The organism is Streptomyces poriticola (genome assembly GCF_036689765.1).
Classification (GTDB): Bacteria; Actinomycetota; Actinomycetes; order Streptomycetales; family Streptomycetaceae; genus Streptomyces; species Streptomyces poriticola.
In genome coordinates, this window is record NZ_JBAGKH010000014.1 from 1 (window position 1) to 23,556 (window position 23,556).

Sequence of the window (23,556 nt, forward strand, 5' to 3'; positions counted from 1 at the left end):
ATATGCAGGGAAGGGGTATCACGAACGCGACCGTAGTGATCAACCACCGTGGTGGGCCGTGTACCGGTGCCTTCTCCTGCACAAGTGCAGTGGCCGCCATCCTGCCCGTGGGCTCGACGTTGACGGTAATGTTCCCGGATGGACAAGGCGGTGTGACTCGTACTCCACTGCACGGCAGACGGCGTTGACGCCGCATCGAGCATGGGAGTGAATACGGTGATCCTGAGTGTTGGCATCGGCGGTGCGTGGCGCTATGCCGGGACATCGGAGGAGAAGAGCCGACTGGTCGGAGAAGTTATGGAGAGCCTCGAGGGAGAGGCGGGAGAAGGCCGCGACTGGTCTCCTGGCCAGGACGCCTGGCTCAGCCTTGCCGAGGAGCGGCACAGCGGTGACAATCCGGTTGCGGACAACTTTCTCCGACTAGCGGTGAATCGAGCGACGGGCTTTGGCGCACTGATCTGGTTCGTCGCGGATGACAGCCCGCGCCTCGGGGGCGTCTACGAGCAGGTCTGGGTGTCGGACAATCCTGAACCGCCAGGGGCCGACCCCCGGGTGGTCTCGGACCCCGGCTACCCGCTCTTCCACGACTCCAGCAGCGCTCTGCCTCTAGCGCGAGTCCGTGCCGCCGTTGAGGAATTCTGGCGAATCGGAACGGGGGACAGGCCCGAGTGCATCGATTGGGTGCCTGGCCACATGAACGGTCAGCGACTTGACAGGCCTTCTGTCGTGGAGACGGTGGGGGCGGTGGATCCATTCGCCTAGCAAATCGGCTCAGGCGCTCCCGGGACAGTCGAGTGGTGACCGCCCAGTCCGGTGCAGTTGCGGCGACCACGTCCTGTTCTCGGCCACCACGTGGCCGTGGACGTCCAATGTCCCTTCCGTTCCCTCGGGGGCGCAGGCATAGGCGCGCGGCACGGCCCCCGAGGGAGGAAGCGCGGGGCGCCGTCAGTCGAAGATGAACGGGCCCGGGGACTGGGGGCCGGTGGCCGTGCAGGTGATGGTGATGAAGCCGAAGACGGTCATCTTCAGGGAGCCGCCGTACGCCTCCAGCGAGTCGCCGGGGGCGACCGTGCCGGTGAGCGGGCCGACCGTGACGGGGTCGCCGGCCGCCATCGCCGGGTTCTTGGTGCCGGTGAACGACGTGGTGCCGCCGCCCGCCTTGACCAGGGTGAGGTTCGAGGCGATCGAGTCCGCGCCCAGGGCGAGCGGTGCGGTCATCGCGTTCGTGGTGAGGGTGACGGTGGCGGTGGTGCCGTCCTGCGTCGCGGTGAGCGTGCTCGGGCCGCCTCCGTAGCTGCCGCAGTCGGCGGTGATGGTCGCCGTCTCGGGGGTGACGGCATGGGCCGTGGGGGCGAGGGCGAGCCCGGCGACCGCGAGGGTCCCGGCCGCCAGTGCCGCACCTGTTCCTATCCGCTTGCCTCTCATGGGATCCGGCTCCCTTCCCGTGGGGGGAATGTGGGGATGGTCGGGAGGTAGGCGTCCCCGGGCCGTCCGCCGCGCGTGCGTGGTGCGGAACGCGACGCGAGGCCGGATTCTGACGGCCCGTCGGAACTACCGGTTCCATTGATGCGCGGGGGGCACGGGGCGGCAAGGGCGAAATCCAGCCTTCAACAAACCGCCTCGCCGGCCCACCACGCCCCCAGGACACTCAACGCTCCTCGGCAGCCCCCCGCTCCTCGGCAGCCCCCCGCTCCTCGGCAGCCGCCTCCGTCAGCCCGCGGTCACCGTCCCGCGCACCGTGCCGTCCGGACCGGCCACCAGGACCGGAGTCTCGGGGCCGCCCAGATCCCGGACCGCCGCCCGGTCCTCCGGTGCCGCCTCCTCCGCCTCCGTCACCACGGCCGCGGCCTCCAGCGACGTCGCCCCCGACGCCACCGCCATCGCCACCGCCGTCCGCAGGGCACTGAGCTTGAGCGAGTCCAGGGCGACCGTCCCGGCGACATAGGTGCGGCCGGTCTCGTCGCGTACCGCGGCGCCCTCGGGCACGGCGTTGCGGGCCCGCGCGGAACGGGCCAGGGTGACGATCTTGCGGTCCTCGGGGTCGAGGCCGGCGGTGTTGTCGGTCATAAGATCCGAGCATACGGCGCGCGCGGCGGCGGGTGCTGGTGGCCGCCGGTCTGCGCACCGGGCGCCGGAAGGGCTCAGGGGCGGTCGAGGCGGAGCCGGTCGGCCCGCGGTAGACCGGCCACCACCAGGTCGTACGAGTCCTCGACGAGCTCCCGGACCAGCCCCTCCGGGAGCTCGGGGCCGACGGTCACCGTGTTCCAGTGCCGCTTGTTCATGTGCCAGCCGGGCACGATCAGCCCCGCGTACTCGCGGCGCAGCCGGATCGCGTCGTCCGGGTCGCACTTGAGGTTGACGGTGAGCGGGCGCGCGTCCAGCGCGGTCAGCGCGAACATCCTGCCCAGCACCTTGAAGACCGACGTCTCCGGGTTGAACGGGAAGTCCTCCACCGCCGCGCCGAAGGACAGGCAGAACGCGCGCAGCTCCTCGGGTGTCACTCCGGTCCCGTCTCCTCGGGCCGGTCCGCCGGCGCCACCGGCTCCGCCAGCACGGTCACGATCTTGTTCCGGCGGCCGGCCGCCGCCTCCGCGGTCAGCCGCAGCGCCCGCCCGTCGGGCAGGTCGACGACCGACGACGCACCGGCGATCGGCACCCGGCCCAGCGCCTTCGCCAGCAGCCCGCCGACGGTCTCCACGTCCTCGTCGTCGAATGCCTCCAGGCCGTACAGCTCCCCGAGGTCGCCGATGTCGAGCCGGGCGGTGACCCGGAACCGGTCCGCGCCGAGCTCCTGCACGGGCGGCAGCTCCCGGTCGTACTCGTCGGTGATCTCACCGACGATCTCCTCCAGGATGTCCTCGATGGTGACGATGCCGGCCGTACCGCCGTACTCGTCGATCACCACGGCGACGTGGTTGCGCTGCTTCTGCATCTCGCGCAGCAGATCACCGGCGTTCTTGGTGTCGGGCACGAAGTGGACCGGCCGCATCGCCGTCGACGCCAGCTCGTTCTCCGCGTCCCTGCTGATGTGCGTCTTGCGGGCCAGATCCTTCAGGTACACGATCCCGACGACGTCGTCCTCGCTGTCCCCGGTCACCGGGATCCGGGAGAAACCGGAGCGCAGCGCGAGGGACAGTGCCTGCCGGACGGTCTTGTACCGCTCGATGGCGACCAGGTCGGTGCGCGGCACCATCACCTCCCGCACCAGGGTGTCGCCCAGCTCGAACACCGAGTGCACCATGCGGCGCTCCTCGGCCTCGATGAGGGACTCCTTCTCGGCCAGGTCGACCAGCGCCCGCAGCTCGGCCTCGGAGGCGAACGGGCCGCGCCGGAAGCCCTTTCCAGGGGTGAGCGCATTGCCGATGAGGATGAGCAGGGACGGGATCGGGCCCATGACCCGGGCCAGCGGCACCAGCACGTACGCCGCCACCGTCGCCGTGTTCATCGGGTGCTGCCGGCCGATGGTGCGCGGCGAGACCCCGACGGCGACGTACGACACCAGCACCATCACCGCGATGGCGATCAGCAGCGCCTCGGTGGTGCTGGAGAACTCCTGCAGACAGGCGTAGGTGACCATTGCCGCCGCCGCCATCTCGCAGGCGACGCGGACCAGCAGCGCCACGTTCAGATAGCGGGTCGGGTCCCCGGCGACCTTGGCGAGCTTCTCGCCACCGCGCCGCCCGGACCGTACGGCCTCCTCCGCCCGGAAGCTGGAGACCCGCGCCAGGCCCGCCTCCGCGCAGGCGGCGAGCCAGGCGACGACGACCAGGGCGACGGCACCGAGGATCAGCGGCAGGCTCATGAGACGGTCGGGGCCGGGGACGGGCCGGTCCGGCCCTTCTCCGCACGCCAGCCGTCCACGATGGCCGACTGCAGGCCGAACATCTCGGCCTTCTCGTCCGGCTGCTCGTGGTCGTAGCCGAGCAGGTGCAGCACACCGTGGACGGTCAGCAGTTGCAGCTCCTCGTCCATGGTGTGCTGCGTCGGGGCCTCCTTGCCCTGCCGTTCGGCGACCTCCGGGCAGAGCACGATGTCGCCGAGCAGGCCCTGCGGCGCCTCGTCCTCGTCCTTGGCCGGCGGCCGCAGCTCGTCCATCGGGAAGGACATGACATCCGTGGGGCCCGGCAGGTCCATCCACTGGATGTGCAGCTGCTCCATGGCATCGGCGTCCACGACGATCACCGAGAGCTCGGAGAGCGGGTGGATGCGCATCCGCGCGAGCGCGTAGCGGGCGATGTCGAGGATCGCCTGCTCGTCGACCTCGGTGCCGGACTCGTTGTTGACGTCGATCGACATGGTCGTGCTGGTCTACTTCCCCTTGGAACGCTTGGCGCCGGACGGTTTGCCGTGGTGCTTGTGGCCGACGTTCTCGGTGCCGTGCTGGTTGTCGAACTGCTCGTACGCGTCGACGATACGGCCCACCAGCTTGTGCCGTACGACGTCGTGGGACGACAGCCGGGAGAAGTGGACGTCCTCCACACCCTCCAGGATCTCCTGCACCTGCCGCAGACCCGACTTCTGCCCGCCGGGCAGGTCGACCTGCGTCACATCGCCCGTGATCACGATCTTCGAGTCGAAGCCGAGCCGGGTGAGGAACATCTTCATCTGCTCGGGGCTGGTGTTCTGCGCCTCGTCCAGAATGATGAAGGCGTCGTTGAGGGTTCTGCCACGCATGTACGCCAGCGGGGCCACCTCGATGGTCCCGGCTGCCATCAGCCGCGGGATCGAGTCCGGGTCGATCATGTCGTGCAGCGCGTCGTAGAGCGGGCGCAGATACGGGTCGATCTTCTCGTAGAGCGTGCCGGGCAGGAAGCCCAGGCGCTCGCCGGCCTCGACCGCCGGGCGGGTCAGGATGATGCGGTTGACCTGCTTGGACTGCAGGGCCTGCACCGCCTTGGCCATCGCCAGATAGGTCTTGCCGGTGCCCGCGGGGCCGATGCCGAAGACGACCGTGTGCTTGTCGATCGCGTCCACGTAACGCTTCTGGTTGAGTGTCTTGGGGCGGATCGTGCGCCCGCGCGAGGAGAGGATGTTCTGGGTGAGGACCTGGGCCGGGGTCTCCTCCGGGCCTTCGCCGTTCTCGCTCGCCTTGAGCATGGCGATCGAGCGTTCCACTGCGTCCTCCGTCATCGGCTGTCCGGTGCGGAGCACCAGCATCATCTCGTCGAACACGCGCTGGATGAGGGCGACGTCGTGGGTGTCGCCGACCGCGCTGATCTCATTGCCCCGGACATGGATGTCGGCCGCCGGGAAGGCCTTCTCTATCACGCGCAGGAGGGAGTCTCCGGACCCCAGCACGGTGACCATGGGGTGCTGGGCGGGGACGGTGATCTGTGCTCTCGACTGCCCCTGCGCGGAGGTGTGAGCTGTGGGTGTCTGAGTCATGGGCCGGCGCTTGAGGCCTGCAGGTCCTCCTCTGCGGCTGTGCCGCGTGACAGGCGTGGTCTGACGCCTCCAGCGTACGACTCCCCGCCGACGGCGCCGAGGGCTTTTCCGTCCCCGCCTGCCGGCGGACCCAAGGCGTTCACCTCACCCGGCGGACCCGGGCCGTCACCTGGTATCGGACCGTCACCATGTGCCACGGAACGCATCCGCGTGACACGGGTCGTACCCGCGTGGCACGGAACACATCCGCGTGACACGGGTCGTACCCGAGCGCCGCGGACCGTCACCGCACGCCCCGGATCCGCACCACCAGCACCGCCCCCGCCAGCCCGATCCCCGCCGCCACCAGGTACAGCACCCGGTAGCCGCCGAGGTGGGTCACGATCGGCGCGGCCAGCGCGGGCGCCGCGACCTGCGGCAGCGCGTTGGCGATATTGATCATCCCGAGATCCTTGCCACGGTCCAGCGCCGTCGGCAGTACATCGGTCATCAGCGCGAAGTCCACGGAGGTGAACACCCCGAAGCCGATGCCCAGCACCGCCGCCGCGACGATCGCCCCGGGCCAGGTCTGCCAGCCCGACAGCAGCGCCGTCGCGGTCGCCATCAGCACACCCGCACCGATCACGAACGGCTTGCGCCGGCCCACCCGGTCCGACCAGACACCGCCGACCACGACGGTGGCCAGCAGCGTCGCCCCGTTCACCGCGGTCAGGATCAGCACACCCGTCTCCGGGTCGTCGTGGTGGAGACGGTCCCGCAGGTAGTAGAGGAGGTACAGCAGCACCAGCGCGTTGCTGAGGTTGATCAGGAACCGGGTCAGCCAGGCCCACCCCAGGTCCGGAAAGCGGCGCGGGCTCAGCCAGAAGCCGCGCGCGAACGCCCGCCAGGACCAGGGCGGCCGGTGCGCCCGCTCCAGCCGCAGATCCCTGTGCCGCAGCACGTACGGCAGTACGCCCAGCACCACGAACACGGCGCACGCCGTGTAGCCCGCCGTGATCCCGCCGGCCGCCGTGGCCAGCCCGGTCCCGCCGACCACTCCCAGCAGCTGCGCCGCCCCCAGCCACCCGCCCACCGCGCCGCGCTGCAATCGCGGCACCCGGTCCGGGACCGCCGCCGTCACCGCCGCGAAGGCCGCGTTCAGCGTCAGCTGCACCAGCCCCCAGCCCACCGCCATCAGCACCGGCCCGCCCGCCCCCGCGAGCAGCAGCAGGGCCAGCGCGCCGCCCGCCGCGCCCGCCACGATCCACGGCGTACGCCGGCCGGAGCGGGCCGTGGTGCGGTCGGACAGCGCGCCGAAGAACGGGTTGGCCAGCAGCGACACCGCCGCGCCCACGCCGGTCACCCAGGCCAGCAGCGTCTCCTTCGACATGCCGGTGCCGGGCGCGAAGTCCTCCGCCTGCGAGGCGAGCAGGATCTGCAGCGGCCCGTACCAGCCGACCCAGATCGCCCCGTTGGCCAGCGACAGCGCGGCGATCCAGCCGCCGCCGACCCGGGCCGTCGGCTCGGCGAGCGCGGAGCCGGGGGCGGGGGCGGAAGCGGGGCCCGGGGGAGCAGAAGCCGGAGGAGACGAGGGATCGTGGGCGTCGGGGTCCCGGGCGAAGGTCATCCCTGCGCTCGCAGCACGTCCCGGAACCAGCGGTACGACGCCTTCGGTGTGCGCTTCTGCGTCGCGTAGTCCACGTGGACCAGCCCGAACCGGCGGGCGTACCCCTCCGCCCACTCGAAGTTGTCCATCAGCGACCACACGAAGTAGCCGCGCACGTCCACTCCGGCGGTCAGCGCGTCGTGCAGGGCGCGCAGGTGGCCGTCGAGGTATGCGATGCGGTCCTGGTCGTCGAGCCCCTCGTAGCTGCACCCGTTCTCGGTGATCACCACCGGCGGGAGGCGGTCGCCGTAGCGGTCGCGGAATCCGGTGAGCAGCTCCGTCAGCCCCTCCGGTACGACCGGCCAGCCGAAGTCGGTGCGCGGCCGGCCCTCGATCTCGTGCACCGAGAACGGCAGCTCCGCCGGCAGCGGCACCCCGCCGAACTCGCTCGCCTCGCCGCCCGGGGCGCCCACCCTGGCAGGCGCGTAGTAGTTGATGCCGTAGAAGTCCAGCGGCTCGGCGACGATCTTCAGGTCGGCCTCCGCGTCGCCGGGCATCAGCTCGCCGATGCCGTCCGGGTAGCGGCCCAGCAGCATCGGGTCGGCGAAGAGCCGGTTCAGCAGCACGTCGTAGAAGTCGGCCGCCTCCCGGTCCGCGGGGTCCCGGGAGGCCGGCCAGGTCGGCCCGTGCGAGTTGGCGACACCGATGTCCGTGGCGCCCGCCGCACGCAGCGCCCGTACCGCCAGGCCGTGGGCGAGCAGCTGGTGGTGGGCGACCGGCAGCGCGTCGAAGAGCAGCCGTTCGCCGGGTGCGTGCACGCCCAGCGCATGGCCCAGCAGGGTGTGCTCGGCGGGCTCGTTGAGGGTGATCCACTTGCCCACGCGGTCGCCGAGCCGGCCGGCGACCACCGCGGTGTACTCGGCGAACCGGTCCGCGGTGTCCCGCTGCCGCCAGTCCAGCTCCGCGGGCAGGTCCCAGTGGAAGAGGGTGGGCACCGGGCGTACGCCCGCCGCGCACAACGCGTCCACCAGCCGGTCGTAGAAGTCGAGGCCGCCGGGGGAGTTCACCCGCGGCCAGGAGACCGAGAAGCGGTACGCGTCCACCCCGAGGCCGGCCAGCAGGGCCACGTCCTCGGGGTAGCGGTGGTAGTGGTCGCAGGCCAGGTCCGCCGTCGAGCCGTCCTTGACCCGTCCCGGCTCGGCCGTGAACGCGTCCCACACCGATCGCTCGCGCAGCTCGACGGCGCCCTCGATCTGGTGGGCGGAGGTCGACACGCCCCACAGGAAGCCGTCGGGGAACCGGGGTAGCGGATGTGTCGCCGCACGGGGATCAGTCGCCATGCGCGGATCATCCGTACCACCGGTAACCCAAGTCAACGCCCGTGCACGAGAACGAAGTCGAGCGCCATCCTTGCGTCGTTACGCGCCCTCCTTGAGCACCCACGAGATCAGCTTCCGCTGCTCGTCCGTCAGCCGGGGATCGGCGGCGTACACCGTCCGGCCGTCCACGGTGATCTGGTAGCTGAACCCGTCCGGCACCCCGACCGGCGGTGTGCTCCGGCCCGCGGCCACCGCCTGCTCGGCCAGGGCGTGCCACTCCTGCGCGTCCGCGCGGCCCGTCGTGTCCACCTCCGCGTGGCGGTCGATGCCCGCGAAGCCTCCTGTACGCCTCACCTGAATCCGCATGGGTCCGTGTCTAGTACGGAACTACAGCAGGCGCACCCCGACCTGCTCCCAGGCCTTGCGCACCGCCTCCAGCTCCTCCGCGTCGCCGTACCGCTCCCGGGCCGCCCGCACGGTCAGCGTGGCGAAGTCCGGGAACAGCGCGTCCTGCCGCAGCTCGCCGCCGGTCAGCACGTCGTACCAGATCTGCCCGGCCCGCTCCCAGGCATGGCCGCCGAGCGCCGTGGCGGCCAGGTGGAAGGCGTGGTTGGGGATGCCGGAGTTGATGTGGACACCGCCGTTGTCGCGGCCGGTGCGCACATAGTCGTCCATCGTCGCCGGCTGCGGGTCCTTGCCGAGCACGTCGTCGTCGTACGCCGAGCCCGGTTCCTTCATCGAGCGCAGCGCCACGCCCGTCACCCGGGGTGCGAGCAGCCCGGCGCCGATCAGCCAGTCGGCCTCGGCGGCGGTCTGCCCGAGGGTGTACTGCTTGATCAGCGCGCCGAAGACGTCCGAGACCGACTCGTTCAGCGCGCCGGGCTGGCCGAAGTAGGTCAGGTTGGCGGTGTGCTGGGTGAGGCCGTGGGCGAGCTCGTGGCCGATGACGTCGATCGGGATGGTGAAGTCGAGGAAGATCTCGCCGTCCCCGTCGCCGAACACCATCTGCTCGCCGTTCCAGAACGCGTTGTTGTACTCGCGGTCGTAGTGCACGGTCGCGTTCAGAGGCAGTCCGCTGCCGTCGATCGAGTCGCGGCCGTACGCCGACAGCAGCAGCTCGAAGGTGGCCCCGAGGCCCGCGTAGGCGCGGTTGACGGTGGCGTCCTGGCCCGGCTCGTCGCCCTCGCCGCGCACCTTCCGCCCCGGCAGCTCGGTGCCGTGCAGGGCGTCGTACACGGTCCGGCGCGGCTCGGCGGTCCCCGCGTCGTCGGGGGGCGGGACCGCGGCCGCGGCGCCGATGACGGTGGTGAGCCGGCGGTGGGTGCGCTCGAAGGCGTCGCGTTGCAGGGTCCGGCGTGCGGGCCCGGCGACCACCGGGTCCTCGGCCTGCGCGAGCCGGTCGAGGACGTGAGGCGGGACGATGCTGCAGAAGACGGGCTCGTGGCCCCCGTTGACGGTCATGCCGAGAACCCTCGCACTGAGTGATGTGGCTGTCACCACCTGCAACCATGATCGGTGAATTGCCGCGCGGGCGGCGGCCCGTGGGCGGCGTGGCGTGGTACCGCGCGGCGCGCGATGCGTAGTGACATGGAGCACTCTCTGCCCTGGTTGTCCCGGTTTTCCCCCTGGTCCCGCATACTGATACGGACCCGCGTATCCGGCACGGCTCGGCTAGGCTGCGGAGCACCATGCGTTTCGGGCTGCTTCTTCTTAGCTGCCGCGGCGAGGGCCTGTAGTCGAGGCCGACTCCCTCCCCGCGGAGCTTGGCGTTGCCGTCGGCCGTCCATCCGGATTCCCGCGACTCCCCGCGGACACCCAGAGGAGCCCACGCCACCATGGCGAACCGCCAGCAGCCCAGCCCCATGCCGATCAGCAAGTACCGCGGCTACGAGCAGGTCGGCATCCCCGACCGCACCTGGCCGAACCAGCGGATCACCCAGGCCCCCCGCTGGCTCTCCACCGACCTGCGCGACGGGAACCAGGCCCTGATCGACCCGATGTCGCCCGCCCGTAAGCGCGCGATGTTCGACCTGCTGGTCAGGATGGGCTACAAGGAGATCGAGGTCGGCTTCCCCGCCTCCGGCCAGACCGACTTCGACTTCGTACGGTCCATCATCGAGGACCCGGACGCGATCCCCGACGATGTGACGATCTCCGTGCTGACCCAGGCCCGCGAGGACCTGATCGAGCGCACGGTGGAGTCCCTGCAGGGCGCCAGGCGTGCCACCGTCCACCTGTACAACGCCACGGCCCCGGTCTTCCGCCGGGTCGTCTTCCGCGGCTCCAAGGACGACATCAGGCAGATCGCGGTGGACGGCACCCGCCTGGTGATGGAGTACGCCGAGAAACTGCTGGACGACGAGACCGAGTTCGGCTACCAGTACTCCCCGGAGATCTTCACCGACACCGAGCTGGACTTCGCGCTGGAGGTCTGCGAGGCGGTGATGGACGTCTGGCAGCCCGGCCCCGGCCGCGAGATCATCCTCAACCTGCCCGCCACGGTCGAGCGCTCCACCCCGTCCACGCACGCCGACCGCTTCGAGTGGATGCACCGCAACCTCTCCCGCCGTGAGCACGTGGTGCTGTCCGTCCACCCGCACAACGACCGCGGTACGGCGGTCGCGGCGGCCGAGCTGGCCGTGATGGCCGGCGCCGACCGCGTCGAGGGCTGTCTGTTCGGGCAGGGGGAGCGCACCGGCAACGTCGACCTGGTCACCCTGGGCATGAACCTGTTCTCCCAGGGCGTGGACCCGCAGATCGACTTCTCCGACATCGACGAGATCCGCCGTACCTGGGAGTACTGCAACCAGATGCAGGTCCACCCGCGCCACCCGTACGTGGGCGACCTGGTCTACACGTCCTTCTCCGGTTCCCACCAGGACGCCATCAAGAAGGGCTTCGACGCGATGGACGCCGAGGCCCGGGCGCAGGGCGTCACGGTCGACGACATCGAGTGGGCGGTCCCGTACCTGCCGATCGACCCCAAGGACGTCGGCCGCTCCTACGAGGCGGTCATCCGGGTCAACTCGCAGTCCGGCAAGGGCGGTGTCGCCTACGTCCTGAAGAACGACCACAAGCTGGACCTGCCCCGCCGGATGCAGATCGAGTTCTCGAAGATCATCCAGGCGAAGACGGACGCCGAGGGCGGCGAGATCACGCCGAGCGCCATCTGGGCGGTCTTCCAGGACGAGTACCTGCCCAACCCGGAGAACCCCTGGGGCCGCGTCCAGGTCCGGAACGGCCAGTCCACGACCGACCGCGACGGCGTCGACACTCTCACCGTCGAGGCCGAGGTCGACGGTGTGGAGACCACCCTGGCCGGCACCGGCAACGGTCCGATCTCGGCGTTCTTCCAGGCCCTGCAGGGCATCGGCATCGACGCCCGGCTGCTGGACTACCAGGAGCACACCATGAGCGAGGGCGCCTCCGCGCAGGCCGCCTCCTACATCGAGTGCGCGATCGGCGACAAGGTGCTGTGGGGGATCGGAATCGACGCGAACACCACGCGCGCCTCACTGAAGGCGGTCGTCTCCGCCGTCAACCGTGCGGCTCGCTGACCAGCCGAATCGGTGATTCAGCGCCCCGCCCTCCGCAGACCGGCGGGCGGGGTTCCGTCGTATACCGGCCAGATATGCGCACAGGTCACGGAAAGGTCTCGTACGAGGTACTGACTCCACGTCCGCAATGTGGCTAGCATCACGCCAACGCGGCGATGTCGCCGCGCGGCTACGGAGGTGCGACGTGCTGCCTGGACCGGGACGAAACGGCCGAGCTGCCCTGCTGCCGCGCATCCTGGGCACCCGCACCGCGTGGACCGCCGTCGGCGACGGCGAGTTCTTCTGCCCCGGCTGCGGGGGCGACCGCAACTACCAGCGCCTCTCCGGCCGTCGCCGCCTGACCCTCCTGGGCCTGCCGGTCCTGCCGCGCGGTGTGTGCGGCCCGGCCGTCGAGTGCGCGGCCTGCCGCCGTCACTTCGGCACCGACGTCCTCGACCACCCCACCACCACGCGCTTCTCCGCGATGCTCCGCGACGCCGTCCACACCGTCGCCCTCGCGGTGCTCGCCTCCGGCGGCACCTGCTCCCGTACGGCACTGGAGACGGCCGCCGCCACGGTGCGCGCGGCTGGCTTCGACGACTGCACCGAGGAGCAGCTCGACGCCCTCGTCACCGCGCTCGCCGCGGACACCGGCCGCTTCCACGGCGAGCCGTGCGTGCCCGGCCTCGCCATAGAGCTCCACGAGGCCCTGGACCCGCTCGCCCCGCACCTCGCCGCCCCCGGCCGGGAAACGATCCTGCTCCAGGCCGCCCGCATCGCCCTCGCCGACGGCCCCTACACTCCCGCCGAACGCGACACCCTGGCCACGGTCGGCGCGGCCCTCACCATCTGCGCGACCGACGTCACCAGACTGCTGGCAGCGGCGCGCACGCCGTCCTGACGCCGACGGGAGACCGCCGACCGCGATCGCCGTCACCGACCACGGCCGGACCGTCGCGGTACCGGTCAGCCGCCGCCGACGCCCTCGAACTGCAGGAGCTGAGGCACTGGCCTGACCGGGTCAGCGTGCGGCGCCCGCGGGGCCGCCACGGTGCGTACCCCATCTCGCAGTCGGCCCGCTCCAGTTCCGCCGCGTGCGCCAAGTACTCCGCGTACCGGTGTTCCTTGATGAGCTTCCGCCGCAGTCGTCGGCAAAAGCCGTCGGTTTGCAGTGAACCGTCGATCCGCTGCGCCTTATCCGGCTGTGGTTTCCGAATCGCCTGTTCGAACTGGCCGTTGCAGCCGCCCGAGACGAATATCCGGGTTCCCGGTTCCGCCTCGGGAGCGTCGGTCACGGCCGACCACCTTCCCCGGAACCCCGCTTGTCGTGCACGGACTCCCGCCGAGTGTACGAGGGGAGGGGCACCGTGGAGGGGCGAAGAGTGAAACCCGGAGGGAAAGGGGAGCTGCCAGGAGGAACAGCGGGAACAGCAGGAACAGCGAACCCGGGAGCAGCACTCGGCGTTCTGCGTCGAAGAAGCGGAGGAAACCGTGAAAGAATTGCGGGCGGCACTCGCCGAGGCCGGAATTGTTCTGCCGTCGCTCGGGATCGACCCGGTGAGTATGGCGCGGGAGACGCCCGGTCCGCTCCTCGAACCGGGGAGGTGTTCCGTCGCCGTCGCCGAGCGGTCGGCCGCGGCGGTGGCGCGATGAGGCCCGGCGTCGGCGCGTACGTGGTGGACACGCGCACCGGGCGGGTCGGGATCGTCATGGGGCACGAGGGGCCGTACGTGCAGCTGCGCCCGTACGGCGGCGGCAAGGAATGGGACGCCGAGCCGGGAGCCGTCCGCGTCGCCACCGCCGCCGAGCGGCTGCGTGCGGCGACCGCCTACGCGAACGCCCGCAGTCGCGGTGAGGTGCCTTGAACGTAGGCGACAATGGGCGGCATGAGTCTGTTCCGTGACGACGGCATCGTGCTGCGCACCCAGAAGCTGGGTGAGGCGGACCGGATCATCACGCTGCTCACCCGCGGTCATGGACGGGTACGTGCCGTAGCGCGGGGTGTGCGGCGGACGAAGTCGAAGTTCGGAGCGCGGCTGGAGCCGTTCTCCCATGTCGACGTGCAGTTCTTCGCCAGGGGCGGCGAGCTGGTCGGGCGCGGGCTGCCACTGTGCACGCAGAGTGAGACCATCGCGCCCTACGGTGGCGGGATCGTGGCCGACTACGCGCGGTACACGGCCGGGACGGCCATGCTGGAGACCGCGGAGCGGTTCACCGATCACGAGGGGGAGCCGGCCGTGCAGCAGTACCTGCTGCTGGTCGGGGGACTGCGGACGCTGGCCCGGGGCGAGCACGCCCCGGGGCTGGTCCTGGACGCGTTCCTGCTGCGCTCCCTCGCCGTGAACGGCTACGCCCCGACCTTCGGGGACTGCGCGAAGTGCGGGATGCCGGGGCCGAACCGCTTCTTCTCCGTCGCCTCCGGCGGCTCCGTCTGCGTCGACTGCCGGGTGCCCGGCAGCGTCGTACCCTCGCCGCAGGCCCTGGAGCTGCTCGGTGCGCTGCTCACGGGAGACTGGGCGACGGCGGACGCGTGCGAGCCGCGGTACGTCCGGGAGGGCGGCGGGCTGGTGTCCGCGTATCTGCACTGGCATCTGGAGCGCGGGCTGCGCTCCCTTCGATACGTCGAGAAGTAGCCCCGTAGACGAAACAGACCCGTACACACTGAGGGACCGAGGGAGACGAGAGAAAGATGGCCGTACGCGGGATCCTGGGGCGGCAGCGCCGGGAGTACAGGACGCCGGAGCCGCACCCGTCCGGCGCACGGCCCCCGAAGCTCCCCGGTGAGCTGGTACCGGGTCATGTGGCGATCGTGATGGACGGCAACGGCCGCTGGGCCAAGGAGCGCGGGCTGCCGCGCACCGAGGGGCACAAGGTCGGTGCCGAGCGGGTGCTGGACGTGCTCCAGGGCGCGGTCGAGATGGGTGTGCGGAACATCTCCCTGTACGCCTTCTCCACCGAGAACTGGAAGCGGTCGCCCGAGGAGGTGCGCTTCCTGATGAACTTCAACCGGGACTTCATCCGCAAGACCCGCGACCAGCTCGACGAGCTGGGGATCCGGGTGCGCTGGGTGGGGCGCATGCCCAGGCTGTGGAAGTCGGTGGCCAAGGAACTGCAGGTCGCCCAGGAGCAGACCAAGGGCAACGACCGGCTGACTCTCTACTTCTGCATGAACTACGGCGGCCGGGCCGAGATCGCCGATGCCGCGCAGGCGCTCGCCGAGGATGTGCGGGCCGGTCGGCTGGACCCGTCGAAGGTGACCGAGAAGACCTTCGCCAAGTACCTGTACTACGCGGACATGCCGGACGTGGACCTGTTCCTGCGACCCAGCGGCGAACAGCGCACGTCCAACTACCTGCTCTGGCAGAGCGCGTACGCCGAGATGGTCTTCCAGGACGTGCTGTGGCCGGACTTCGACCGGCGCGACCTGTGGCGGGCCTGCCTGGAGTACGCCTCCCGCGACCGGCGGTTCGGCGGGGCGATCCCGAACGAGGAGCTGCTCGCCATGGAGGGCCGCGAGCAGTAGTCGCCCGGCGCCCGGCACTGCGCTCGGGTGCTTCGGCCGCGTGTCCGCTCCCGCCTGCGAGGGCCGTCGGGCGGGGCTGCGCACACTTGCGGGATGTCCGAAGTGTCCCCGCCCGAGGTCCGGCGTACGGCCGTCATGGCCGGGCTCACGGTGCTCGCCGGTGCCGTCGACGCCGTCAGCTTCCTGACCCTGGGGAAGGTCTTCTGCGCGCTGGCCACCGGCAACGTGCTCTTCCTGGCGTTCGCGCTGGCCGGGGAGGGCGACGTCCCGGTGGCGCGACCGGCCATCGCGATCGGCGCGTTCCTGGTCGGTATCGCGGTCGGCACGGGAGCGCTGGAGCGGCTGCAGGCGCGACGGCGGCCCTGGTTCCCGCTGGTCCTGGTCTGCGAGGCGGTGCTGCTGGCGCTGGCCGGTGCCCTGGCCCTGTGGCGGCACGGCACCGGGTCCCTGAGCGACGAGCCGGACGGTGCGATCGTCGGGATGGTGGCGATGGCGATGGGGCTGCGGGCCGCCAACGCGCTGCGGGCCCACGTGCCGGGGATGCCGACGCTGCTCAGCCAGATGGCGTTCGCGGCACTCATCGACGACGTGGTGAAGCGGCCGCGGGTGACCCTGCGCGGGCTGACCGGCCGGGAGCGGCTCGCCCGGGGGCGGTGGAGCGCCACGGTGGGCGGGATCTTCGTCGGCGGGGTGCTCGGCGCCGTGCTGCTGGTGCCGCTGGGCAGTGGCCGGGCACTGCTCGTCATCGCCGCTCTGGTGCTGATCCTCGCGGCGGCCTCGCGGCTGCTTCCTCAGGGAGAACGGCCGGACTGAGCCGGGCTCCGGCCGGAAGCGGCTGGAGGCCTGCTTCCGGTGCAGGCCCCCGGCCGAGAGCCGGAGGGCTCGGCTCTTCGGGCTTGCCTCCCGGCCTGCGCGTCAGGCTTGCTTCCCGGCCTGCGCGCACTCCGCGCACGTGCCGAAGATCTCCACCGTGTGCTGCACATTGACGTACCCGTGCTCCGCGGCGATGGCCTCCGCCCAGCGCTCCACGGCCGGGCCCTCGACCTCGACCGCCTTGCCGCAGGAGCGGCAGACCAGGTGGTGGTGATGGTCGCCGGTGGAGCAGCGGCGGTAGACGGACTCACCGTCGGCGGTGCGCAGGACGTCGACCTCTCCGGCGTCGGCGAGGGACTGCAGGGTGCGGTAGACCGTGGTCAGGCCGACCGAGTCGCCCTTGTGCCTGAGCATGTCGTGCAGCTCCTGGGCGCTGCGGAACTCCTCGACCTCTTCGAGGGCCGCCGCCACGGCGGCGCGCTGCCTGGTGGCCCGGCCCTTCACGGGCGGTCCAGCGGTGGTCACCGGTTGCCTCCTCACATCTGCTCCTGCCGGGCCATTGTGCCAGCCCGGTCCGGCAGCGGTCAGGTGCCGAGCCCGCCGCCGGAGGCCCGGCCGGCCGGAATCGCGCACTCCGCCGGGTCCGGGGCGGGCCCGTCCGAGGAGGCCGTCCCGGCACGTCGCCGGGCCAGCGGGGCCGCCAGCGCGGTCAGGACGAAGAACGCGCCGATGGTGAGCAGCACGATGGTCGCGCCGGGCGGCACGTCCTGGTGGTACGAGGTGACCGTGCCGCCGAGGGTGACGCTCACCCCGATCGCGACGGAGATCGCGAAGGTGGCCGCGAAGCTGCGGCTGAGCTGCTGCGCGGCGGCCACCGGCACCACCATGAGCGCGCTCACCAGCAGCAGGCCGACCACGCGCATCGCGACGGTCACGGTGACGGCGGCGGTGATCGCCGTCAGCAGGTTCAGCGCGCGCACCGGAAGACCGGTGACGCGGGCGAACTCCTCGTCCTGGCTGACCGCGAAGAGCTGGCGGCGCAGTCCGAGGGTGACCAGCACCACGAACGCGGCCAGGATGCAGATCGCGGTGACGTCGGACTCGGAGACGGTCGACAGCGAGCCGAACAGGTACGAGGTGAGGTTGGCGTTGGAGCCGCCCGGCGCGAGGTTGATGAACATCACGCCGCCTGCCATACCGCCGTAGAAGAGCATGGCGAGGGCGATGTCGCCGCGGGTGCGGCCGTACCAGCGGATCAGCTCCATGAGGACCGCGCCGAGGACGGAGACCAGGGTGGCCATCCACACCGGGGACCAGGAGAGCAGGAAGCCGAGGCCGACGCCGGTCATGGCGACGTGGCCGATGCCGTCGCCCATCAGGGCCTGGCGGCGCTGCACGAGGTAGATGCCGACGGCGGGGGCGGTGATGCCGACCAGGACGGCCGCCAGCAGCGCCCGCTGCATGAAGGCGTAGTTCAACAGTTCCATCGGATCAGCTCAGCAGTCCCAGTCCGGTGCGGATCGGTTCGGCGCCCGCCGGGGCGTGCGGGTGTACGTGGTCGTGGCCGGGCAGGGCGTGCTGGCCGACCGCCTTCGGGGGCGGGCCGTCGTGCAGGACGCAGCCGTCGCGCAGGACGACGGCGCGGTCGATCAGCGGCTCCAGCGGGCCCAGCTCGTGCAGGACGAGGAGGACCGTGGTGCCCGCCGCCACCTGGCCGCGCAGGGTCTCGGCGAGCACCTCCTGGCTGGCCAGGTCGACGCCGGCCATCGGCTCGTCCATGATCAGCAGTTCGGGTTCGGCGGCGAGCGCGCGGGCGATCAGTACCCGCTGGTGCTGGCCGCCGGAGAGGGCGTTGACCGAGTCCTTGGCGCGGTCCGCCATGCCGACCAGGTCCAGGGCCCGGCGTACGGCCGCGTGGTCGGCCTTGCGCAGCAGTCCGAAGCGGGTCCGGGAGAGCCGGCCCGAGGAGACGACCTCGGTGACGGTCGCGGGCACGCCGGAGGCGGCCGTGGTGCGCTGCGGTACGTAGCCGATGCGCGCCCAGTCGCGGAACCGGCGCCGGTCGGTGCCGAACAGCTCGATCCGCCCGGCGGTGGCCGGGACCTGGCCGATGATGCCGCGTACGGCGGTGGACTTGCCGGAGCCGTTGGCGCCGAGCAGGGCGACCACCTCGCCGCGGTGCACGGTGAGGTCGATGCCGCGCAGCACCGGGCGCGAGCCCAGCTCGGCGCGGACCCCGCGCATGGCTATGACGGGGTCGGTGCCGGTGCCGGTGCTGGTGCCCGTGTCGGCCCGGACCGCGCCGCCGCCCTCCGGTGCGCCGGTCATTCGGCGCCCAGTGCCTTCTGCAGGGCCTCGAGGTTGGCCTCCATCACCTGGAAGTAGTCGTCGCCGCGGGACCTGTCGGTGATGCCCTCGATCGGGTCGAGGACGTCCGTCCTGAGGTTCGTGTCGGTGGCGAGGGTCTTGGCGGTCTTGTCGCTGACGAGGGTCTCGTAGAAGACGGTGGTGACGCCGTCGGCCTCGGCGGTCTGCTGCAGCTCCTTGATCCGGGCCGCGCTCGGCTCGGACTCGGGGCTCAGGCCGTTGATGGCCTCCTGGGTCAGGCCGTAGCGCTCGGCGAGGTGGCCGAATGCGGCGTGGGAGGTGATGAAGACCTTGCCCTCGGTGTTCTTCAGCCCGTCGGCGAACTCGGTGTTCAGCGCCTCGAGCTTGCCGACCAGGGCGGCGGTGTTCTTCTTGTAGTCGGCGGCGTGGTCGGGGTCGGCCTTCTCGAAGGCCTTGCCGACGCCCTCGGCGACCTCGGCGTACTTGACCGGGTCGAGCCAGATGTGGGGGTCCTTGCCGTCCAGCGCCTCGCCGTGGTCGTGGCCATGGTCGTCCTCGGCGGCGTGCTGCTCCTCGGCGGCGTGCTCTCCCTCGTGGCCGCGCTCGTCCTCGGTGCCGTGGCCGTGCTCGTCCCCGGCCGCGTGCTCCTCCTCGTGCCCGTGGTCGTGGCCGCCTTCCTCGGTACCGTGCACCTCGAGGGAGGTCAGCGTGGTCGCGTCGATCTTGGTCTTGACCCCGGACTGGGCGATCGCCTCGTCGACGGAGGGCTGCAGGCCCTTGAGGTAGACCGCCGCGTCGGACTCCTGGAGCTGCGCGGTCTGTTTGGCGCTGATCTCCAGGTCGTGCGGCTCCTGGCCGGGCTCGACCAGGTTGGTGACGTTGACGTGCTCGCCGCCGATCTGCTCGGCGAGGAACGCCATCGGGTAGAAGGAGGCGACGACGTCGAACTTGTCCGTGTTGCCCGTGTTGTCGGCTGCTGCGCTGCCGTCCCCGCAGGCGGAAAGGGTCGTGAGGCCGAGTGCGGTGGCCGCTGCGACCGCTATGCCGGATATGCGTCGTCGTCGTACGTTCATGACAGTCATTTTCAACAAATCTGGAAACGGTTGTCAACAAGCCTTCGCGTCGGCCCCCGGGGGTGCCCCGATTTGATTGAGGGGGAGCCCGCGCCGGTAACCTGAAGCATTCGCTGGAAGTATCTCGCTTCGCCCGCCCGTCTCCCGACCACCACCCCTCATCGAGGCGCTACGCGCCGCACCCGTCAATGTTCGTCGTCGTAATGAAGAGAGCACCGTGGCCGCCGACAAGATCGACACCATCGTCAGCCTGAGCAAGCGCCGTGGCTTCGTATTCCCGTGCAGTGAGATCTACGGCGGCCAGCGTGCCGCCTGGGACTACGGTCCGCTGGGTGTCGAGCTCAAGGAGAACCTCAAGCGCCAGTGGTGGCGCTACATGGTGACGTCGCGCGAGGACGTCGTCGGTATCGACTCGTCCGTGATCCTGGCCTCCGAGGTCTGGGTGGCCTCGGGCCACGTCGCCACCTTCACGGACCCGCTCACCGAGTGCACCTCCTGCCACAAGCGGTTCCGCGCGGACCACCTGGAGGAGGCGTACGAGGAGAAGAAGGGCCGCGCCCCGGAGAACGGCCTCGCGGACATCAACTGCCCCAACTGCGGCAACAAGGGCCAGTTCACCGAGCCCAAGCAGTTCTCCGGTCTGCTCGCCACCCACCTCGGCCCGACCCAGGACAGCGGCTCCGTCGCCTACCTGCGGCCGGAGACCGCGCAGGGCATCTTCACCAACTTCGCCCAGGTGCAGACCACCTCGCGCCGCAAGCCGCCGTTCGGCATCGCCCAGATGGGCAAGTCGTTCCGCAACGAGATCACGCCGGGCAACTTCATCTTCCGCACCCGCGAGTTCGAGCAGATGGAGATGGAGTTCTTCGTCAAGCCGGGCGAGGACGAGAAGTGGCACGAGTACTGGATGGAGCAGCGCTGGAACTGGTACACCGGCCTGGGTCTCCGTGAGGAGAACATGCGCTGGTACGAGCACCCCAAGGAGAAGCTCTCCCACTACTCCAAGCGCACCGCCGACATCGAGTACCGCTTCTCCTTCGGCGGCAGCGAGTGGGGCGAGCTGGAGGGTGTCGCCAACCGCACCGACTACGACCTCGGCGCCCACGCCAAGGCATCCGGCCAGGACCTCTCCTACTTCGACCAGGAGGCCGGCGAGCGCTGGACGCCGTACGTCATCGAGCCCGCGGCCGGTGTCGGCCGGGCGATGCTCGCCTTCCTGCTCGACGCCTATGTCGAGGACGAGGCGCCCAACGCCAAGGGCAAGATGGAGAAGCGCACCGTGCTGCGCCTGGACCACCGCCTGGCGCCGGTGAAGGTCGCGGTGCTCCCGCTGTCCCGCAACCCCGAGCTGTCGCCGAAGGCCAAGGGCCTCGCCCAGGCGCTGCGCCAGCACTGGAACATCGAGTTCGACGACGCCGGCGCCATCGGCCGCCGCTACCGCCGTCAGGACGAGATCGGCACTCCGTACTGCGTGACCGTCGATTTCGACACCCTCGACGACAACGCGGTGACGGTGCGCGAGCGCGACTCGATGAAGCAGGAGCGGGTGTCGCTGGACCAGATCGAGGGCTACCTGGCCTCGCGTCTGATCGGCGCCTGACCGCTCGCGGGCCGAACGGCCCCCGGCACCGGACCTGGGGTGGTCCGGTGCCGGGGGCCGTTCGCGTTCCCGGGACCGCCGTACGGCCGGCCCGGCCGCAGCGGGGCCTCGCGTCTCCCGGTCACGGCGGGCGTCACCGGCCCTGCAGTGCCGCGACGTTGTCGCCGAAGGTCCAGTTCCTCGAGCCGTCCCAGTTGACCGACCAGGTCATCAGGCCCTTCAGGGCGCCGCCGTAGTGGTTCCAGGCCTGGGCGACCCGGGACGGTGCCATGTGACCGCCGCCCGCGCCCGGCTGTGCGGGCAGCCCGGGCACCTGCTTGTCGTACGGCACCCGGATCGTGGTGCCCTGGACGACCAGACCCCGGTCCAGGCAGTCGGTCTGGGCGACGAAGCCCTGCACGGTGCCGGCCGGGTACGAGTCGCCGGAGCAGCCGTACATGCTGCCGTTGTAGTACTGCATGTTCAGCCACCACAGCCGCCCGTTGTCGGCGTACTTCTTGATGATCGGCAGATACGCGCCCCAGATCGATCCGTAGACGACGCTGCCGCCGGTGACGTAGGCGGTCTCCGGGGCCATGGTGAGGCCGAAGTCCGACGGCATACGGGCCAGGACGCCGTCGATGATGCGGATCAGGTTGGCCTGGGACGTGGACAGCCGGCCGATGTCTCCGCTGCCTGTCAGACCGGTCTCGATGTCGATGTCGATCCCGTCGAAGTTGTAGGTCCTGAGGATCGGCGCGATCGTCTCGACGAAGCGGTCGGCGACGGCGGACGAGCTGAGGTCGATCCCGGCCGTCGCCCCGCCGATGGACAGCAGGATCGTCTGCCCGGCCGCCTTGGCCGCACACATCTCGGCGGGCGTCGCGACCTTCACGCCCCGGTCCATGCCGTCCTCCCACAGGGCGGTGCCGTCGGGGAGGATCACCGGGAACGCCGCGTTGATCACGTTGTACCCGTGTGCGGCGATACGGGGGTCGGTGATCGGGGTCCAGCCGAACGGCGGGTGGACGCCGTTGGCGGCGCCGTCCCAGTTCTCCCAGTAGCCCTGGAGGACCTTTCCGGAGGGCTTGGACCGCACGGCGCAGGAGTCTTCGGCCGAGGCGGATCCGGTGGCGGGGACGGCGGGGGCGGCGGACGCGGCGATGGTGGCCAGTGGGGTGAGCAGTGCGGCCGCCAGCGCGGCGGCGAGCAGGCGGATTCTGCGGCGGATCATGCGGTTGCCTCCCGTGGGGTGAGGTGGCGCAAGCATGACAATCCTCTGGTCCAGACCTTTCGTCAATGGGGCTGGACCGGAGGGGGTCGCGGTGCATTGTGGCTCACTGACAAGTCAATGAATGACAGATATTGAAATCTGTCATTCGTCATGTCATCGTGGAGGGCATGACGACACAGACACGCACCCTCGGAACCACCGGCCCCCGGGTCTCCGCCCTCGGCCTCGGCTGCATGGGCATGTCCGCGCTGTACGGCGAGGCGGACCGGACCGAGTCGATCGCCACCGTCCATGCCGCACTCGAAGCCGGCATCACCCTGCTCGACACGGGCGACTTCTACGGCATGGGCCACAACGAACTGCTCATCGGCGAGGCTCTGCGCACCGCCCCCGCCGCCCGCCGCGAACAGGCGCGGATCAGCGTGAAGTTCGGCGCCCTGCGCGACCCGGACGGTGGCTGGTCCGGATACGACGGCCGCCCCGCGGCGGTGAAGAACTTCGCCGCGTACTCGCTGCAGCGCCTCGGCGCCGACCACATCGACGTCTACCGGCTCGCCCGCCTCGACCCCGACATCCCGGTCGAGGAGACGGTCGGCGCCATCGCGGAGCTCGTCGAGAAGGGGTACGTGCGGCACATCGGCCTCAGCGAGGTCGGCGCGGAGACCGTCCGCCGGGCCGCCGCCACCGCGCCGATCTCCGACCTCCAGATCGAGTACTCCCTGATCTCCCGCGGCATCGAGGCCGAGATCCTGCCCGCCGCCCGTGAGCTGGGCATCGGCATCACGGCGTACGGAGTGCTGTCCCGCGGGCTGATCTCCGGCCACTTCGCCGCCGACCGGCAGCTCGCGGCCGACGACTTCCGCGCCCACTCCCCGCGCTTCCAGGGCGACAACCTCCGGCACAACCTGGACCTGGTGGAGGCGCTGCGGAAGATCGCCGAGAGCAAGGGCGTCAGCGTCGCCCAGATCGCGATCGCCTGGGTGCTGTCCCGCGGTGCGGACGTCGTCCCGCTGGTCGGCGCCCGCCGCAGGGACCGGCTCACCGAGGCCCTCGGCGCACTGGACGTGACCCTCGACGAGACCGACCTGGCCGCGATCGAGGAGGCCGTGCCCGCCGGTGCCGCCGCAGGGGACCGCTATCCGGCGGCGCAGATGGCCCACCTCGAGCGCTGAGCCCCGCCG

The 23,556-nt window shown here is 70.9% G+C and carries 25 protein-coding genes and 1 pseudogene; 10 read left to right on the forward strand and 16 right to left on the reverse strand.

Features of this window, described 5'->3' with window-relative positions; genetic code table 11:
* The first annotated feature begins 2 nt into the window (after positions 1-2).
* Both V5O46_RS31960 and V5O46_RS18835 read left to right on the forward strand, forming a co-directional pair.
* A complete protein-coding gene (locus tag V5O46_RS31960) occupies positions 3-188 on the forward strand; it encodes a DddA-like double-stranded DNA deaminase toxin (RefSeq protein WP_408649015.1) in 186 nt (61 codons plus the stop codon).
* 28 nt (positions 189-216) lie between these two features.
* Positions 217-762 carry an Imm1 family immunity protein gene (locus tag V5O46_RS18835; protein ID WP_332885788.1) on the forward strand — a complete coding sequence of 182 codons (546 nt, stop codon included), beginning with the start codon at positions 217-219 and terminating at the stop codon, positions 760-762.
* Positions 763-945: 183 nt separating this feature from the next.
* Here V5O46_RS18835 and V5O46_RS18840 read toward each other — a convergent pair whose 3' ends face one another.
* The 10 genes from V5O46_RS18840 to V5O46_RS18885 all read right to left on the reverse strand — a co-directional run bounded on the left by V5O46_RS18840 (position 946) and on the right by V5O46_RS18885 (position 9,750).
* Entirely contained in the window at positions 946-1,425 is a 480-nt protein-coding gene (locus V5O46_RS18840; protein ID WP_332885789.1) for a hypothetical protein, read from the reverse strand.
* A 285-nt stretch (positions 1,426-1,710) separates the two neighbouring features.
* Complete coding sequence (locus tag V5O46_RS18845; RefSeq protein WP_332885790.1) at positions 1,711-2,067, reverse strand: cytidine deaminase; 357 nt, start codon at positions 2,065-2,067, stop codon at positions 1,711-1,713.
* A 74-nt stretch (positions 2,068-2,141) separates the two neighbouring features.
* The gene (locus tag V5O46_RS18850) at positions 2,142-2,501 is read right to left on the reverse strand and encodes an MmcQ/YjbR family DNA-binding protein (protein WP_332885791.1); all 360 of its coding nucleotides are present in this window, start codon (positions 2,499-2,501) and stop codon (positions 2,142-2,144) included.
* The gene (locus V5O46_RS18855) at positions 2,498-3,802 is read right to left on the reverse strand and encodes a hemolysin family protein (RefSeq protein ID WP_332885792.1); all 1,305 of its coding nucleotides are present in this window, start codon (positions 3,800-3,802) and stop codon (positions 2,498-2,500) included. The genes V5O46_RS18850 and V5O46_RS18855 overlap by 4 nt, the downstream gene beginning before the upstream one ends.
* Positions 3,799-4,296, reverse strand: coding sequence for an rRNA maturation RNase YbeY (gene ybeY, locus V5O46_RS18860; protein ID WP_332885793.1), 498 nt, complete (start codon positions 4,294-4,296; stop codon positions 3,799-3,801). The genes V5O46_RS18855 and ybeY overlap by 4 nt, the downstream gene beginning before the upstream one ends.
* A 12-nt stretch (positions 4,297-4,308) precedes the next feature.
* Positions 4,309-5,385, reverse strand: coding sequence for a PhoH family protein (locus V5O46_RS18865; RefSeq protein WP_332885794.1), 1,077 nt, complete (start codon positions 5,383-5,385; stop codon positions 4,309-4,311).
* 283 nt (positions 5,386-5,668) lie between these two features.
* Complete coding sequence (locus V5O46_RS18870) at positions 5,669-6,991, reverse strand: MFS transporter (RefSeq protein WP_332885795.1); 1,323 nt, start codon at positions 6,989-6,991, stop codon at positions 5,669-5,671.
* Positions 6,988-8,310: a GH1 family beta-glucosidase gene (locus V5O46_RS18875; protein ID WP_332885796.1), complete on the reverse strand. Its 1,323-nt coding sequence runs from the start codon at positions 8,308-8,310 to the stop codon at positions 6,988-6,990. Before V5O46_RS18875 ends, V5O46_RS18870 begins: the two co-directional genes overlap by 4 nt.
* A 78-nt stretch (positions 8,311-8,388) precedes the next feature.
* A complete protein-coding gene (locus V5O46_RS18880; protein WP_332885797.1) occupies positions 8,389-8,655 on the reverse strand; it encodes a protealysin inhibitor emfourin in 267 nt (88 codons plus the stop codon).
* A gap of 21 nt (positions 8,656-8,676) precedes the next feature.
* Entirely contained in the window at positions 8,677-9,750 is a 1,074-nt protein-coding gene (locus tag V5O46_RS18885; RefSeq protein ID WP_332885798.1) for a M4 family metallopeptidase, read from the reverse strand.
* A 374-nt stretch (positions 9,751-10,124) separates the two neighbouring features.
* On the opposite strand from V5O46_RS18885, the gene leuA reads away from it, so the two are divergent.
* Positions 10,125-11,846, forward strand: coding sequence for a 2-isopropylmalate synthase (gene leuA, locus V5O46_RS18890; RefSeq protein ID WP_332885799.1), 1,722 nt, complete (start codon positions 10,125-10,127; stop codon positions 11,844-11,846).
* 184 nt (positions 11,847-12,030) lie between these two features.
* Positions 12,031-12,726: a tellurite resistance TerB family protein gene (locus tag V5O46_RS18895; protein ID WP_332885800.1), complete on the forward strand. Its 696-nt coding sequence runs from the start codon at positions 12,031-12,033 to the stop codon at positions 12,724-12,726.
* 175 nt (positions 12,727-12,901) lie between these two features.
* Here V5O46_RS18895 and V5O46_RS18900 read toward each other — a convergent pair.
* A pseudogene (locus V5O46_RS18900) lies at positions 12,902-13,105 on the reverse strand (transcriptional regulator); the annotation flags it as partial.
* Positions 13,106-13,474: 369 nt separating this feature from the next.
* Between V5O46_RS18900 and V5O46_RS18905 the strand changes: the two are divergent.
* From V5O46_RS18905 to V5O46_RS18920, 4 genes are all read left to right on the forward strand, one after another.
* Complete coding sequence (locus tag V5O46_RS18905; protein WP_332885801.1) at positions 13,475-13,690, forward strand: hypothetical protein; 216 nt, start codon at positions 13,475-13,477, stop codon at positions 13,688-13,690.
* A 21-nt stretch (positions 13,691-13,711) separates the two neighbouring features.
* Entirely contained in the window at positions 13,712-14,458 is a 747-nt protein-coding gene (gene recO / locus V5O46_RS18910) for a DNA repair protein RecO (protein WP_332885802.1), read from the forward strand.
* A gap of 56 nt (positions 14,459-14,514) precedes the next feature.
* Positions 14,515-15,348: an isoprenyl transferase gene (locus V5O46_RS18915; protein WP_332885803.1), complete on the forward strand. Its 834-nt coding sequence runs from the start codon at positions 14,515-14,517 to the stop codon at positions 15,346-15,348.
* A gap of 93 nt (positions 15,349-15,441) precedes the next feature.
* Positions 15,442-16,161 (forward strand): YoaK family protein, encoded by a 720-nt coding sequence (locus V5O46_RS18920; RefSeq protein ID WP_332885804.1) that lies wholly within the window; start codon positions 15,442-15,444, stop codon positions 16,159-16,161.
* Between the two features lie 102 nt (positions 16,162-16,263).
* Here the strand turns inward: V5O46_RS18920 and V5O46_RS18925 are convergent, their stop codons facing one another.
* The 4 genes from V5O46_RS18925 to V5O46_RS18940 form a co-directional block, all read right to left on the reverse strand.
* Complete coding sequence (locus V5O46_RS18925; RefSeq protein WP_332885805.1) at positions 16,264-16,686, reverse strand: Fur family transcriptional regulator; 423 nt, start codon at positions 16,684-16,686, stop codon at positions 16,264-16,266.
* A 59-nt stretch (positions 16,687-16,745) separates the two neighbouring features.
* Positions 16,746-17,648, reverse strand: coding sequence for a metal ABC transporter permease (locus V5O46_RS18930; RefSeq protein WP_332885806.1), 903 nt, complete (start codon positions 17,646-17,648; stop codon positions 16,746-16,748).
* A 4-nt stretch (positions 17,649-17,652) separates the two neighbouring features.
* Positions 17,653-18,405, reverse strand: coding sequence for a metal ABC transporter ATP-binding protein (locus V5O46_RS18935; RefSeq protein ID WP_332885875.1), 753 nt, complete (start codon positions 18,403-18,405; stop codon positions 17,653-17,655).
* Between the two features lie 80 nt (positions 18,406-18,485).
* Complete coding sequence (locus V5O46_RS18940) at positions 18,486-19,562, reverse strand: metal ABC transporter solute-binding protein, Zn/Mn family (protein ID WP_332885807.1); 1,077 nt, start codon at positions 19,560-19,562, stop codon at positions 18,486-18,488.
* A 217-nt stretch (positions 19,563-19,779) separates the two neighbouring features.
* Here V5O46_RS18940 and V5O46_RS18945 point away from each other — a divergent pair, with 217 nt between their 5' ends.
* Positions 19,780-21,162, forward strand: a complete 1,383-nt coding sequence (locus tag V5O46_RS18945; protein WP_332885808.1) for a glycine--tRNA ligase — start codon at positions 19,780-19,782, stop codon at positions 21,160-21,162.
* A 133-nt stretch (positions 21,163-21,295) separates the two neighbouring features.
* Here the strand turns inward: V5O46_RS18945 and V5O46_RS18950 are convergent, their stop codons facing one another.
* Positions 21,296-22,375 carry a chitinase gene (locus V5O46_RS18950; RefSeq protein WP_332885809.1) on the reverse strand — a complete coding sequence of 360 codons (1,080 nt, stop codon included), beginning with the start codon at positions 22,373-22,375 and terminating at the stop codon, positions 21,296-21,298.
* A 167-nt stretch (positions 22,376-22,542) separates the two neighbouring features.
* Between V5O46_RS18950 and V5O46_RS18955 the strand changes: the two genes are divergently transcribed.
* Complete coding sequence (locus tag V5O46_RS18955; protein ID WP_332885810.1) at positions 22,543-23,547, forward strand: aldo/keto reductase; 1,005 nt, start codon at positions 22,543-22,545, stop codon at positions 23,545-23,547.
* Positions 23,548-23,556 lie beyond the last annotated feature (9 nt).